Source organism: Myxococcus sp. AB056, assembly GCF_006547365.1.
Classification (GTDB): domain Bacteria; phylum Myxococcota; class Myxococcia; order Myxococcales; family Myxococcaceae; genus Myxococcus; species Myxococcus virescens.
This window is the reverse complement of the sequence record NZ_VHLB01000025.1, coordinates 64,230-77,102: the sequence shown is the minus strand read 5'-3', so window position 1 is coordinate 77,102 and position 12,873 is coordinate 64,230. Positions and strand designations below refer to the sequence as shown.

The 12,873-nt window shown below is 70.3% G+C and carries 15 protein-coding genes; 11 read left to right on the top strand and 4 right to left on the bottom strand.

The features are described from left to right. Positions 1-35 precede the first annotated feature (35 nt). The 4 genes from FMP39_RS14040 to FMP39_RS14025 all read left to right on the top strand — a co-directional run bounded on the left by FMP39_RS14040 (position 36) and on the right by FMP39_RS14025 (position 2,945). The gene (locus FMP39_RS14040; RefSeq protein ID WP_141590387.1) at positions 36-950 is read left to right on the top strand and encodes a serine/threonine-protein kinase; all 915 of its coding nucleotides are present in this window, start codon (positions 36-38) and stop codon (positions 948-950) included. A gap of 1 nt (position 951) precedes the next feature. After that, positions 952-1,434, top strand: coding sequence for an LEA type 2 family protein (locus tag FMP39_RS14035; RefSeq protein WP_141590386.1), 483 nt, complete (start codon positions 952-954; stop codon positions 1,432-1,434). Between the two features lie 97 nt (positions 1,435-1,531). Then, the gene (locus tag FMP39_RS14030; protein WP_228557972.1) at positions 1,532-2,104 is read left to right on the top strand and encodes a hypothetical protein; all 573 of its coding nucleotides are present in this window, start codon (positions 1,532-1,534) and stop codon (positions 2,102-2,104) included. Next, positions 2,082-2,945 (top strand): hypothetical protein, encoded by an 864-nt coding sequence (locus FMP39_RS14025; protein ID WP_228557971.1) that lies wholly within the window; start codon positions 2,082-2,084, stop codon positions 2,943-2,945. Before FMP39_RS14030 ends, FMP39_RS14025 begins: the two co-directional genes overlap by 23 nt. 45 nt (positions 2,946-2,990) lie before the next feature. On the opposite strand, the gene FMP39_RS14020 is transcribed toward FMP39_RS14025, so the two are convergent. Further along, entirely contained in the window at positions 2,991-4,358 is a 1,368-nt protein-coding gene (locus FMP39_RS14020) for a hemolysin family protein (RefSeq protein ID WP_141590383.1), read from the bottom strand. A 54-nt stretch (positions 4,359-4,412) separates the two neighbouring features. Here FMP39_RS14020 and FMP39_RS14015 point away from each other — a divergent pair, with 54 nt between their 5' ends. From FMP39_RS14015 to FMP39_RS14005, 3 genes are all read left to right on the top strand, one after another. Further along, positions 4,413-5,192: a pilus assembly protein N-terminal domain-containing protein gene (locus FMP39_RS14015; protein WP_141590382.1), complete on the top strand. Its 780-nt coding sequence runs from the start codon at positions 4,413-4,415 to the stop codon at positions 5,190-5,192. Positions 5,193-5,295: 103 nt separating this feature from the next. Next, entirely contained in the window at positions 5,296-6,297 is a 1,002-nt protein-coding gene (locus FMP39_RS14010) for a hypothetical protein (protein ID WP_141590381.1), read from the top strand. 99 nt (positions 6,298-6,396) lie between these two features. After that, complete coding sequence (locus FMP39_RS14005; RefSeq protein WP_228557970.1) at positions 6,397-6,546, top strand: hypothetical protein; 150 nt, start codon at positions 6,397-6,399, stop codon at positions 6,544-6,546. Between the two features lie 45 nt (positions 6,547-6,591). On the opposite strand, the gene FMP39_RS14000 is transcribed toward FMP39_RS14005, so the two are convergent. From FMP39_RS14000 to FMP39_RS13990, 3 genes are all read right to left on the bottom strand, one after another. Then, positions 6,592-7,377: a hypothetical protein gene (locus FMP39_RS14000; protein ID WP_141590380.1), complete on the bottom strand. Its 786-nt coding sequence runs from the start codon at positions 7,375-7,377 to the stop codon at positions 6,592-6,594. 91 nt (positions 7,378-7,468) lie between these two features. Further along, positions 7,469-8,173, bottom strand: coding sequence for a leucyl/phenylalanyl-tRNA--protein transferase (gene aat, locus FMP39_RS13995; RefSeq protein WP_141590379.1), 705 nt, complete (start codon positions 8,171-8,173; stop codon positions 7,469-7,471). Between the two features lie 11 nt (positions 8,174-8,184). Continuing rightward, positions 8,185-9,081, bottom strand: a complete 897-nt coding sequence (locus tag FMP39_RS13990; RefSeq protein ID WP_141590378.1) for an LEA type 2 family protein — start codon at positions 9,079-9,081, stop codon at positions 8,185-8,187. A 2-nt stretch (positions 9,082-9,083) separates the two neighbouring features. Here FMP39_RS13990 and FMP39_RS13985 point away from each other — a divergent pair, with 2 nt between their 5' ends. The 4 genes from FMP39_RS13985 to FMP39_RS13970 all read left to right on the top strand — a co-directional run bounded on the left by FMP39_RS13985 (position 9,084) and on the right by FMP39_RS13970 (position 12,862). Continuing rightward, the gene (locus FMP39_RS13985) at positions 9,084-9,722 is read left to right on the top strand and encodes a hypothetical protein (protein WP_141590377.1); all 639 of its coding nucleotides are present in this window, start codon (positions 9,084-9,086) and stop codon (positions 9,720-9,722) included. Between the two features lie 111 nt (positions 9,723-9,833). Further along, on the top strand, positions 9,834-10,025 hold the full coding sequence (locus tag FMP39_RS13980; RefSeq protein ID WP_194858393.1) for a hypothetical protein: 192 nt from the start codon (positions 9,834-9,836) through the stop codon (positions 10,023-10,025). Between the two features lie 131 nt (positions 10,026-10,156). Further along, positions 10,157-12,172, top strand: a complete 2,016-nt coding sequence (locus FMP39_RS13975; RefSeq protein ID WP_141590375.1) for a TonB-dependent siderophore receptor — start codon at positions 10,157-10,159, stop codon at positions 12,170-12,172. A 33-nt stretch (positions 12,173-12,205) separates the two neighbouring features. Then, positions 12,206-12,862: an HmuY family protein gene (locus FMP39_RS13970; protein ID WP_141590374.1), complete on the top strand. Its 657-nt coding sequence runs from the start codon at positions 12,206-12,208 to the stop codon at positions 12,860-12,862. Positions 12,863-12,873: the final 11 nt, after the last annotated feature.

Below are 12,873 nucleotides of genomic sequence, written 5' to 3'. Positions count from 1 at the left end.
TGGGTGCGGACGGAAATTCGCAGTAATGTTGTGCCGTGGCGGATGCTCCGGACCTGGGTGGTTACGAGGTGGTCGGCCGGTTGGCGGTGGGCGGCATGGCGGAGGTGTACCAGGCGCGAGCCCGGGTCACCACGCAGCGCTCACCGGGTGAACCGGACGAGATTGTGATCAAGCGGCTGCACCCGTCGTTTCGCAGCGACACTGCCTACGTCAAAGCCTTCGTCGATGAGGCGAAGCTGACGGTCCGCCTGCGCCATCCGAACATCGTCCGCACCTACCGCCTGTTCAAGGCGGGGCCGGACTACCTGATGGTGCAGGAGCTCGTGAGTGGCCGGACGCTGGGCTACATGCAGGAGCTGCTGGTGAAGGCCGGCGCGGCCATGCCGCCCGAGTCCGCCTGCTACATCGCCTGGTGTCTGCTCAAGGCGCTGGACTACATCCACCGGGCCAAGGTGGGGGAGAACGGCGCCACCATCGTCCACCGCGACGTGAACCCGGCCAACCTGTTGCTGGGCATCAACGGCGACGTGAAGCTCACGGACTTCGGCGTGGCGGAGGTGGAGGGGCTGATGCGCGGCGACTCCGGCGCGCTGCGCGGCACGCTGCCCTACATGAGCCCGGAGCAGGTGCTGGGCCTGCCGGTGGACGCGCGCACGGACCTGTACGCGGTGGGCATCATCCTCTGGGAGCTGTGGTCCGGTCGCCGCCTCTTCGCCGGGGAGCACGAGGCGGAGCTGATGCACAAGGTGCGCGACGCACGGGTGCCGCTGCTGACGTCCTCTCCGGAGCTGCCGGACTACGCGGTGCAGGTGGCGCGCAAGGCGCTGTTCGCGGACCGGGCGCGGCGCTTCCAGACGGCAGCGGAGTTCATCAAGGCGCTGGAGTCCCTGGCCCGGCGCGCGGGCTGGCCGCTGACGGTGGAGGCGCTCCAGCCGCTGCTGGGGGGCTGAGATGCGCTCGCGCCGCGCCGTCATCCTGGGGCTGCTGGGAGGCGGGCTCGCCGTGTCCGGGTGTCTGGGCTCGGTGCCCCTCCGGCCGCGGGCCTATGAAGGCGCGGTGCGCGTGGTGGGCTTCCAGGTGGACTTCCGGCAGGACGGCACCGGCGTCCTGGACCTGGACCTGGCGGTGACGAACCCCGCATCGGACGCGGCCACGCTGGCCGCGGTGGACTTCACGTTGCGGGTGGACGGGCGCCGCGTGGCGGTGGGCACCCAGCAGGTGGCGGCGCCCCTGGCGGCGGATGGGAGCGCCCCGCTGCGCGTGCTCTTCCCGCTGGCCAGCGCGCGCGCCAAGGGCGGGCCGGAGCCGGTGCCCCGGCGGGTGCAGGTGGAGGGCGGGGTGGTGCTGCGCTTTGGCGGCACCGAGCGGCGCGCGCCCTTCAGGTCCGAGCGCGTGCTCCCGCTGGCCTGGGTGCCGCCGCTGGACGGGGACTGAGGCCGCCGCCGCTCTTGCGTGGGGTCGACGCCACCCATGTGGTGTCTCGGTAGTTGTCCGTTGCCGGCGGCCGCTGTGACGTGCCAGCGTGCTGGCCATGTCGCTTTTCCGACAATGTGTGTTTCCCATCTCCTTGGCGTTGCTGGGCTCCAGCAGCGTGCTGGCCGCGGAGAAGTCGCCTCCCCCTGAGCCTCCGGCTCCTTCGCGCAAGGTCGACCCAACGAAGGCGCAGACGGAGGCGTGGCTGCGCGAGCACATCGAGGCGTGGAACGACTCGGAGGTGCACGTCACGGTGAAGGACTGCCGCATCATGGTGCTGGACAAGCCCCGTGAGCGGACGGAGATCGTCGACCTGCGCGGCTTGCTGCTGCCCATCGAGGTCATCCGGCTCAACGGTGGGAACGATGCGACGCTCCGGCTTCGCGTGAAGGAGAAGCACACCGGGACGTACTCCATGTTCCGCAAGTGCAGCGCGGAGAATCGCTACTGCGCGGAGCCCACCGGCAAGTTCCAGAGCCTGCCCTATGTGGACCTCTCCGTGACGTCGGTGCGGGACTTCGTCCCCGGACGGCAGACGGACGTCGACAAGAGCCTGCGGCTGGAGCGGGCGCTCGAACACTACTCGCGGCTTTGTGGGGCAATGGAAGATGCGCGCAACCGGCTCTTCTAGGTTCGGGGCCGCGGGGCTGGCGGCGTTGCTCTTCTCCCAGGCGGGTTGCAGCACGACGTCCGAGTACGTGCGCGGCGAGCGCCTGCGAGAGGCATCCCTGGGAGAGACCCACCGCGACACGCTGGAGAGCGTCGTGGATGCGTCCTACGTGGGCCGCGTCGCGGTGAAGCGCACCACCTGCACCGAGATTTCCACCGAGTTCAGCAAGAAGCGCATCGACACGACGACCAGCCCGCCCATGGGCTCGTTGCTCGGCGGGCTCGCGATGCTCGGTGGTGGCGGCGTCTTGATGGCGATGTCTGACGGCTCGTCCGATGACGACGTCGACATCACCATGACGCTCGGCGTGGTGCTGGCGCTCGCCTCCATCTACCCGTTGGTGACGGCGCTCACCGAAGAGGACGTCAGCCAGGAGGAGGTCGTCACCGGCGAGGTCGAAGAGGAGCGCTCCCAACGCTGTGATGAGCGGACCTTCGCGCTCAAGGGCCCGCTGCATTGGAGCGTCTCCCTGGGCGCCGCGCGGCGCACCGGGCGCACCGGAGAGGACGGCGCCGTGTCGCTGGGGCAGCCGCTCAACGAACTGGTGGAGCAGGCCATCACCGACGAGGCCAGCATCCGCCGGCTCGTCGCCGGGCGGGGCATTGCCTTCCGGCTGGAGCTCGAGCGCGCCCCACCGGCGGACTTCCGGCTCGATTCCAAGGCGCTTCCGGATGCCTACTTCCGGCGCTTCGCGGACCGCTACGGGAGGCAGCTCGGAGGCAGCGAGCGCGCCCGCTTCGAGAACTGCGAGCTGATTGGCAAGTCCGCGCGAGAGACGCTGGAGTGCTACTGGTCCCAGTAGCGGGTGAGGACCGGCCCCGGAGCGGGGCCGGTGCCGCTCCGGGCCTCAGCTCTTCGCGGAGGCCTGTTCCTCGCGGCCGAGCTCGCGCCCCAGCCCGTCGCGGGACTCCGCGGCCTTGCCGTCCTTGGTGAGGCCAGACTTCACGCGCGACATCCGCACGCGGTCGATGCGGGGGCCTTCCTTGGACGCCACGACGAACTGCCAGCCGCTGTAGGCGAAGCGCTCGCCCACGTCGGGCAGGTGGCCCGCCATGGAGGAGAGGAAGCCGCCCAGCGTGTCGAAGTCGCCTTCGGGCAGGGGGAAGCCGAACGTCTGCGTGAAGGCGTCCACCTCCAGCGCGGCGTCCACCAGGAAGCTGCCGTCCGCCAGCTTCTCCACCTGCTTCTCCTCCACCTCGAACTCGTCGCCGATGTCGCCGACGATTTCGCGGAGGATGTCCTCCAGCGTCACCACACCCATGAAGCCGCCGTACTCGTCGACGACGATGGCCATGTGGATCTTCTGCTTCTGCATGTCCCGGAGCAGGTCGCCAATGGGCTTCATCCACGGCACGAAGTGCGCCGGGCGGATGATGTCCTGCAGGACGATGAGCTCGGGGTGCTGGAGCAGGGGGATGATGTCGCGCGCGTGCAGCACGCCGATGACGTGGTCCACGTCGTCCCGGTACACGGGGATGCGGGAGTGGTTCTCCTCCGCCAGCAGGCGCAGCAGCTCGTCCGGGGTGATGGTGATGTCCACCGTCACCACCTCCGTGCGCGGCACCATGACGTCGCGGCAGCGCTTGTCGGACAGCTCGAAGATGGAGCGGATGAGCTGCGGGGCGCTCTTGTCGACCTCGTTCTTCGCGGCCTGGGCGGCCAGCAGCTTCTCCAGCTCCTCCAGCGGAGGGGGCGGCGGCTCGAAGCGCAGCGTGCGGCCGAAGGTGCGCGCCATCAGGTTGAGCACCGCCATGGCCACGCGCATGGGCGGGTAGAGCACCGTCACCAGCAGCGAGGTGAAGCCCGACAGCCGCAGGGCCCAGCGCTCCGGGCTGCCGTTGGCCAGCCCACGCATGGTGACTTCCATGAGCGTGGCCAGCACGCCCACCAGCAGCGCGCCCGCGGCGACGGTGGCCACCGGCAGCCAGGCGGATTCGCCGTAGCGGCTGAAGTCCAGCATGCGCGGCGGGACGAAGGCCCCAATGGCCGCGGCCTGGAATCCGCTGAGCACCATGCCCAGGCGCAGCGCCGTGGCCACCGGTTCGCGGTCCGTCTTGTGGCGGAGCACCCGGCGCGTCGCGCGGCCCGGCTGCGTGTTCGCCAGTTCCTGTGCTCGCAGGTCGGACACGCCGTAGAGCGCGGACTCCGAAGCGGCGACAAGTGCCCTGACGAAACTCAGCGCCAGGCAGGCGACCCAGAGGGTCCAGGTAGGCATAGAGCCCTGTTCTTATCCCGTGCTAAGGGTCCATACCACTGCGCTGGAGCCCTGATGTCCGCTCGCATGTACGCTCTTGGAGCACTCCTGGCCCTTCTCGTCCCGACGCTCGCGCATGCGTGGCCGGTGGACATGGTCGTTCCCCTGGAGCCCGGGAAGGAACGCTTCCACAAGCTCGACACCGTGGACTGGGTCCAGGTGGCGGACGCCTCCGTGGCGGACGCGGAGCTGCTGCCCGGGAGCAACGAACTGTTGCTCACCGGGCAGAAGCCGGGACGGACGCTGCTCCTGCTGTACGCGGGGGGCCGCTTCGCCGTGTGGCGCCTCACGGTGGGCTCACCGCCGCCGGAGGACCCCGCGCCCCGGCTGGCCGCGGCCCGCAAGGCGTGTCCGGATTTGAACGCGACGAGCGGCGCGGAGCGCTCCCTCCGTGCTTCAGTGAAGGACTCCGCGTGCAGGTTGGCGCTGCTGGAGCTGCTGAAGACGGACGCCTTCGTGGCCCGGGAGCTGGAGCTGACCTTCGAGCTCCCCGTCCTCCAGGAGCAGCTCACTTCACTGGGGGAGGGGTTGAAGCCGCTGGGGCTGGAGGCTCGTTACAGCGGCGCGGGCGTGGTGGTGTCGGGCGCGGGCTCGCCGGAGGTGCACCGCAAGGCGCTGTGGGAGTTGTTCCACCGCTCCGTGGGCCGGGTGCCGCTGGATGACCAGATTCAGGAAGTGAAGCCGCCCGAGCCCACCGACGCCGGTGCGCCGGCCGCGGCCCCGCCCGCGGTGGAGGCGGAGCGTGAGATTCCGGTGGAGGTGCTGCCGCCGCCGAAGAAGTCACGCAAGCGCTGAGGGCTTCGGCTTGGCGTGTCGCGGGCATGCGGTATGACGGGAGGCTCCCTCTTTCGCCCGTGTGCCTCAGCCGGCCGCGGACGCTTCTTCGTGGAGGAGCCCGATGCGTTTGGCAGTCCGGTTGACCGCGCAGGCGTGGGTGTCGAGCCTGGCGCTGTTGATGCCCCTGGTGGCGTCCGCGCAGTTCGATGACGTGGACACCTTTCCGGCCGCCGAGCCCGAGCGCGGCTGTCCGAAGCGCCCGGACGTGGTGCCCTTCACGGCGCGCAACCTGGTGGGACTGTCGGGCTCGGGCTGGCTGGCGCACCAGGCCATCATCCCGGAGTCGAAGGACCGCTTCTTCTCGGAGAGCGAGCGGGACCGCTCTGGCGTGAAGCTGGTGCCGGAGGATGTGGACGTCCGGAAGCTGGGCGCGCCGGACCCGTCCGTGCCCTTGTGGGTGTTCGGCAAGGCGGATTCGGCGGCCTGCCGCGCGGTGCCCGTGGTGTGGTGGGCGGTGCGGATGGGGACGGACGCGGACCGCAAGACGTACCTCATGTCCGAGCTTCAGGTGGACTGCGACGTGCTGCCCCCGGGCCGGCTGTCGGGCACGCCGGTGGCGCTGCGCCAGAAGGACGCGCCCACCGGCTGCAAGCTGCGCCGCGCCGACGACAACTCCACCAGCGAGGAGGGCCGGGGGCTGCCCCTGGAGCTGTCGGACGTGATTCCCGAGCGCGCGTCGTGCGAGGCCCCGGAGTGCCAGCGCAAGTGGGAGATTTTCAGCAGCCGGTGGGATGACGGCAGCGCCGTGTTCGACATCGCGGTGTCGTGGATGAAGCGCGACGGGAAGAAGGACCCCTGCGAGTGGGCCACGGAGGACCACACCGCGCTGCTGCTCCGGCCGGCGGGGGCGTTGGCGCCGCTTCCAATGCGCTCCGGCGGGGCCTTCTTCGGCGCGCTCTATGACAGCACCGGGCTGCGCACCGTCCTCAGCCGCACCTTGGGCGTGCTCAACGTCCATGACGCCGCGAAGCCCAAGGTGGCGCCGAAGGCGGTGCGCTACGGCAGCCCCACGGAGGAGGAGCTGGCGTACGGGAAGCGCACGTTGTCACCGTGCAAGAAGTAGGGGCGCCGGGGTTGAGTCCCTTGCCGAGCCGCCGAGAACTGGAGGCGATTGCTCGCGCATTGCCGCCTCAAGCAGTGGGCGCTCCCTGCTTCGCGACACATGGCCCCGCTGCTCGGTGCCGTCGCGGAGCGCTCCGAGCGCGCGGACATCGCGAGCTTTGACGCGCACTTCCAATACTGTCCGCCGCTGGCCCGCACGCCCATGACGTCCCAGTACGCCGGGGACTGGGTCGTTTCGCTCGGTCCTTGAGCGCCGCGGTGCGTTCCCGCCCGTGGCGCCTTCAGGGTGGAGCGGCTACAGCTCCCGCGACTGCTGCACCTTGCGCTGCTGGTCGCGGACGGCCAGCTCCTTGGACAGGTAGGGCTTGAGCCTCTGGCTCGTGTAGGTGAGCGTCAGGCTGCGCGCCCCGGGCTCCTGGCTGCCGGTGAGCCGCAGCTCCGTTTCGGCTTCGGTCCAGGTGCTCCGCAGCAGGTATTCGTGAACCGCGAGGGCGGCGTCCGTCCTCGCGTTGGCCTCCATCTGCCGGCCGAAGTTGTCCACGGCGGGGCCACTGGGCTGCACGCCGGAGCGCCACGCGTGGTAGTTCGCCGAGGCCTCGGAGAGGTTGTTGGCCATCTGCGCCAGCGCCAGTCGCCCCTCCGCGTCGAGCGCCGAGTCCTCCCTGGACGCGGGCTTGCCGTACTTCATGGTGAGCAGCTCCGCCACCGCGTTGAAGTTGTCGCGGACGGCGCCCGGCGCGCGGAAGTGGAGGGTGACCTCGGCCAACTGTCCCTGGGCGAACACGTAGTAGGCGTCCGCGCGGCGGCCCGCCACGACGTCGGCGACGTGCACGTCCCCCCATTCGTTGATGACCCGGGCGTGGAAGGGGAGCGCGGTCATGGCCTCGTCCTTCGTCATCCCCCAGCGCGTGTCTTGGAAGCCTGAGCTGCTGCGGTACTGCTCCCGGGCGCCCTCCTCGCGCTCGACGTCTGCCAGCCGGATGGCGTCGCGGCGTTCGAGCAGCGCCTGGTGCTTCGCGGACGTGCCGCAGGCGGTGGTGGCGAGACACAGCGGCAGCAACAGGGCGGAACTCCATCGCATGGGCGGCTCCTCTGGCGGTGGCGTGGGACCGTGACGGCCCGCCGCTTCCGATATTCAAAGGGGCCCGCGCCATTTCGAAAGCGCCGGGCGCTCAGGGGCCGGCCGCCGCCTCTTCCGTCCACTTCCCGCGCCGGGTGGGCTCCTTCATCGCTCGGGCAAGCGCCGCGAGGAAGCGCCTGCGGGGCCAGTTCTCCGCGCCGAAGCGGGCCAGGTGTTCAGTCTCGACCTGGCAGTCGATGAGCTGGAAGCCCCATCCCTGGAAGCGCTCCGCTGCGGTGACGAAGGCCACCTTCGAGGCGTCCGGGGCCAGCGCGAACATGCTCTCTCCAAAGAAGGCCGCGCCCAGGGAGACCCCATACAGGCCGCCCTTCAGCTCGCCCTCCGCCCACGCCTCCACCGAGTGCGCGAAGCCCGCCTCGTGGAGCGTGATGTAGGCCTCCATCATCTCCTCGGTAATCCAGGTGCCCGTCTGTCCGGGCCGAGGCACCTGGCTGCATTCGGTGATGACGCGCCGGAAGGCGGTGTCGTAGCGCACCTCGTAGACGCCGCGGGCCATCGTCTTGCGCAGCGAGCGACCCACGTGGAGCTTGTCCGGCGACAGCACGAAGCGCGGGTCTGGCGAGTGCCAGAGGATGGGGTCTCCCTCGCTGTACCAGGGGAAGATGCCGTGGGCGTAGGCGGCCAGCAGCCGCTCTGGACGCAAGTCACCGCCGACGGCGACGACGCCGCTCTTGTCGGCGCGCTCCGGGGGGGGGAAGAGCTCCGGGTGCTCGTCACTCAACAGGTAGATGGGCACGGCGTCCCACTCTACCGGGAGACGTTCAGCTTCACCTTGCCCGTGAGCGAATACGGCACGCGCAGCAGCGGGCCCGTCACCTCGCCCGTCACCCCGTAGGGCAGCAGCCCCTTGGAGATGAGCGCCTTCACCTCCGGGCCCCAGGTGTCCTTCGTCACCGCCAGTTCAACCGGGTACACGCCCGTGGCGGATGCGTCCACGGTGTCCGCCTGCGCCAGCGTGCCGCTGTCCAGCGTCTTGCCGGCCACCGACGCCGTCCACGTCAGGCCCTCCAGCCGCAGCGGGAAGGGGTTGGGGTTGCGCACGCCCAGGCGGAGGTTGAGCTGGACCTCCTCATCCGAGTAGCGCGCCCCGTCCAACTCCTCCACCACCACCGTGGGCAGCCGGGGCACCCGCGCCGCGCGGCTGGCGGCGAAGGGAATCGTCTGCTCCTGGTCTCCCGAGCGCACGACGAGGGTGCCGCGCAGGGCGAGCAGCAGCGTGCCTCCCTGGGCGCTCAGCCGCGCCAGGTCGTCCTCGTTCTTCACGTAGGGCGCGCGCTCCTCGAAGGAGAGGTCCGTGGGCTCGCCAGGCGTCAGCGCCACGTCCAGCGTCGCGGTGCCTGTCTTCACCACCTGGCCGTCGGCGACGAGCTCGTAGTCGGCGCGCTTCACCACCCCCTCTCCGGGGCTGGTCACCTGTGCCTCGAAGCGCAGGGTGGCGTCGGTGAGGCCCTGGGACGCGACGACGGTCCTTTGGGCGGTGAGGACGGCGGGATGGGAGGGCCGGGTGGGGGCGGAAGCACACCCCGCACAGAGGAAAAGCACCACGGCCAGTCGGAACATGGGCGAGGGCAAGCGCATGACGCTAGACAATGTGGCCATGCCCTGGAGTCCTCTCAAGGGCTTTTCCGCTAGACTGTCCACCACCTGTGGCCCAACGCCGCCCCAACTTCAACAAGACGCTCCGCTCTCTCATCCGGGACATCGCGGCGAAGATGCCGGAGTTCGGACATGTGAAGGCGGGCCGCATCCTCGTGGTGGCCGGTGAGGCCCGCCGCGCCTCCCGGGGCACCGTGAAGCCCCTGTGCTTCCGGGGGGGGAAGAGCACGGACCGCACCGGACGCCGCAAGCCCATCATCCGCATCCGGGGCAAGCGGATGCTGTACTGCGTCACCCTTCGGCCGCTCTTCTTCCGGGGGTCCACCGCGCAGGCCCGCGTGGAGACGGTGATTCACGAGCTCTTCCACCTGTCGCGCCGCTTCGACGGGACGCTGCACTCCGGCCGGCGCCATGCCGTGCTGGGGCGCAACTTCTCTCGCAAGCTCAAGCCGCTGGTGCGCCGCTACCTCAAGCTGTGCCCCCCGGAGCTGCTGGCCGCCATGGCCCACTCCGGCGAGGTGCGCATCCTCCAGTGGTTGGAGCGGCCCGGTCCCGCCTACCACCCCGGCAGCCATCGCCGGGTGCGGAAGGTCTACACCGAGGAACAGCTCTACTCCGGTGTCGCTCGCATGGTGACGCCCAAGGTGCGTCTGGCTCGCGACATCTCCGCGCGCTCCAAGGTTCACTGAGCGGCGCGCTCCCGCACACCCTGATTCGCACGGGGGCGGTTTTTTCGCCAATCGTTTGACTTTGAAAATCAGTATCAATATCGTCGCTGCCGTTTCGAGCCAGGAGCGGTGATGCGCGACGGTTGCCACGGTGAAGGCGGGGCGGAGGAGCTGCGCTGCATGTGCGGCAGCCTGCTGGCGCGGTTGGTGCCGGAGGGCGTGGAGCTCAAGTGCCGCCGCTGCCACCGGACGCAGGTGGTGCCCCTGGAGCGAACGCCGCCGGGAGGCGGTGGTGGTGCGCAGGTGAGCGGCGCCGTCCGCTGACGTGTGAGTCGTTCCCGGGCCGCGCAGGCCCGGTGCAGTGAGGTCTTTTCCTGAGGCCCGAGGCCATTGAGCCCAGCGCCCTACAGGGCCTTCCGCGAAAGGCCCCCGGCCTTGCGCCGGAGGACGCAGCAATGGTGTGGCGTGGGTGTTTGCTCTTCGTGGCCTGTTCCATGCCGTGGACGGCGTGGGGCGGTGGCAGTGAAGCGCCTGCCACCGAGGTGGCTTCCAGCGAGGCTTCCACCGCGGAGGCTCCGCCCGATGCGCAGGTGGCCCAGGCCGATGTGGGGCCGGAGCCCGCGTTAGACGCGGAGGCGCTGCCGGAAGCGCGCACGGTGGTGACGGCGTCGCGTTCGCCGGAGCGGCTCGAGGATTCGGCGGTGGCCACGGAGGTCATCACCCGCTCGGACATCCTGGCCAGCGGGGCGCGGGACGCGTCGGAGTTGCTTGCCGCGCACCCTGGGCTCCAGGTGGTCCAGACGTTCGCGGGCGCCACGGTGCAGCTGCAGGGCCTGTCGCCGGAGTACGTCCTGGTGTTGGTGGACGGTGAGCGCGTGGCCGGCCGGGTGGCCGGAAGCGTGGACCTGTCCCGCCTGTCCACCGAGGACATCGAACAGGTGGAAATCGTGAAGGGCCCCTCGTCGGTCCTCTACGGCAGCGACGCGGTGGCGGGCGTGGTGAACCTCATCACCCGCCGTGCCCGCCGTCCGCTGGGCGCCGAGCTGCGCGCCTCCTACGGCTCCATGCAGCGGCTGGAACTGGACGCCACCGGCGAGGCGAAGGGGGAGAACTGGGGGCTGCGTCTGAGCGGCGGTCTGGCGCGGCGGGACGCGTACCTCCTGGACCCGACGAGCATCGGCACCACGGGCAGCAGCCTGGATGGTATCGACGCGTCCGCGGGCGGTGACTTGCGCGTCAGTGAGGGCACGGCGCTGCAGGCCAACGCCACCTATGCGCGGCGGGTGCAGCGCGGCGTGGACGTGGGCGTGACGGGCGCCATCTTCGACCGCGCCAGCCGGGATGACTCGCTCTCCGTGCGCCTGTCTCCCCGGTGGACGTTGTCCGACAACGCCTCGCTGCGCGTGGACGGTGCCTATGCGTGGTTCAACCGGCGCTACCTGAGGGACCAGCGCCGCTCCAACGCGCTGGACACCATCGAGGACACGCGCGAGCAGCAGGGCCGGCTGGGCGCGCAGTTGGACGCGAAGCTGGGAGACGCCCACGCCTTCGTGGTGGGCGCGGAGCTGCTCGGCGAATGGTTGCAGGCGGACCGGCTGGGCGAAGACGGCACCGGCCAGCGCGCCCGCGCGTCCATCTACGTGCAGGACAACTGGACCCTGGTGCCGCGCTGGAAGCTGACGCTGGTGCCGGGCGCGCGCGTGGACACGGACACGCAGTTCGGCACGGCGGTGACGCCCCGGCTGGCGGCGCGCATGGACCCGACGTCCTGGCTCACGCTGCGCGGCAGCTACGGCTGGGCGTTCCGGGCGCCGGGCTTCCAGGAGATGCTGCTCGACTTCGAGAACCCCAGCGTGGGTTACCGGGTGCACGGCAATCCGGACCTGCGTCCGGAGCGCTCGCGCAGCTTCAACCTGTCGGTGGAGGTGAAGCCCGCGGAGTCCTCGCTCCTGTGGGTGAGCGCCTTCCAGCACAACCTTCAGGACATGATCGGCGTCTCCACGGAGATGGTCGGTCCGCAGCAGCTCTTCACCTACGTGAACATCGCGCGTGCGCGCGTGCTCGGCGGCGAGCTGGGCGTGCGTCAGCAGTTGCCTGGCCGCATCTCCGCGGAGCTGGGCTACACGCTCACCGACGGCCGTTCGGAGGAGACGGGGCTGGCGCTGGAAGGGCAGGCGCGCCATCGCCTCACCGCGCAGGCCACCTGGCGTCACCGGACGTCGGGCCTGGAGGCCTGGGTGCGCGGCGCGCTCGTGGGGCCGCGTCCCTTCTTCCCGGACACGGACGGTGACGGCGTCGCCAACCCGTACGACGCCAAGCGCTACGTCACCGTGGATGCCCGGCTGGGCTGGCGCATGTGCGAGGAACTCCAGTTCTTCGTGCTGGGCACCAACCTCGCGAACGCGGGCAACCCCACCGACCTCCCCATTCCCCCTCGCGCCATCCAGGCCGGCATCTCCGCCCGGCTCTGACGCTCCCTTCCACCTCTCACTCACGGAGTCCCGATGTCCCGCTTCTCTCCCCGTTCCTCCTTCCTGGGCCGCGCTGCCGCCCTGCTGCTGGCTGGTTCCCTGTCCGCGTGCGGCGATGACCTCGAGCTGGCGCCAGAGAGCCAGCCGACGGATGGCTCCCACGTGAATCACGTGGCCAACGATGACGGCTCGTACACCACCACCGTGAACGCGACTAGCAGCGCGGACTGGATTGGCCTGGACCTGGACAAGGGCGCGCAGGTGAGCGCCTCCGAGGACACTGTCTGGGACCTGGCCTTCAACCGCTTCAACGTCCGCACCCGGGGCGGCGTGAGTGGTACCGGCAACGTGGCGGTGGCGGTGCTCCTCGAGACGGACTTCGCGGCGGTGACGCAGGCGCCGGCGGACGGCTACGTCGCGGATGCCGAGGACGGCCCGGACCGGGGCGAGGACCCGGACAGCGCCTTCCAGCAGGGCGACGGGTGGTACGCCTACGACATGACGACGCACGCCCTCACCGCGCGTCGCAATGTGTACGTCGTCCGCTCCGACGCTGGTGACTACTTCAAGGTCGCCATGCAGTCCTATTACGACGATGCGGGCACGCCGGGGATGTTGTCGCTCCGCTGGGCGAAGGTGCCTGGCCCCGCCTCCAGCGGCAGCGCCGTAACGCAGCCGTCCTCGTACTGAGCCCCCTTCCA

What these genes read in the sequence shown, in the direction of transcription:
- FMP39_RS14035 (WP_141590386.1), top strand. Translation starts at nt 952, where the DNA reads ATGCGCTCGCGCCGCGCCGTCATCCTGGGGCTGCTGGGAGGCGGGCTC.
- FMP39_RS14030 (WP_228557972.1), top strand. Translation starts at nt 1,532, where the DNA reads ATGTCGCTTTTCCGACAATGTGTGTTTCCCATCTCCTTGGCGTTGCTG.
- FMP39_RS14025 (WP_228557971.1), top strand. Translation starts at nt 2,082, where the DNA reads ATGCGCGCAACCGGCTCTTCTAGGTTCGGGGCCGCGGGGCTGGCGGCG.
- FMP39_RS14020 (WP_141590383.1), bottom strand. Translation starts at nt 4,358, where the DNA reads ATGCCTACCTGGACCCTCTGGGTCGCCTGCCTGGCGCTGAGTTTCGTC.
- FMP39_RS14015 (WP_141590382.1), top strand. Translation starts at nt 4,413, where the DNA reads ATGTCCGCTCGCATGTACGCTCTTGGAGCACTCCTGGCCCTTCTCGTC.
- FMP39_RS14010 (WP_141590381.1), top strand. Translation starts at nt 5,296, where the DNA reads ATGCGTTTGGCAGTCCGGTTGACCGCGCAGGCGTGGGTGTCGAGCCTG.
- FMP39_RS14005 (WP_228557970.1), top strand. Translation starts at nt 6,397, where the DNA reads ATGGCCCCGCTGCTCGGTGCCGTCGCGGAGCGCTCCGAGCGCGCGGAC.
- FMP39_RS14000 (WP_141590380.1), bottom strand. Translation starts at nt 7,377, where the DNA reads ATGCGATGGAGTTCCGCCCTGTTGCTGCCGCTGTGTCTCGCCACCACC.
- FMP39_RS13980 (WP_194858393.1), top strand. Translation starts at nt 9,834, where the DNA reads ATGCGCGACGGTTGCCACGGTGAAGGCGGGGCGGAGGAGCTGCGCTGC.
- FMP39_RS13975 (WP_141590375.1), top strand. Translation starts at nt 10,157, where the DNA reads ATGGTGTGGCGTGGGTGTTTGCTCTTCGTGGCCTGTTCCATGCCGTGG.
- FMP39_RS13970 (WP_141590374.1), top strand. Translation starts at nt 12,206, where the DNA reads ATGTCCCGCTTCTCTCCCCGTTCCTCCTTCCTGGGCCGCGCTGCCGCC.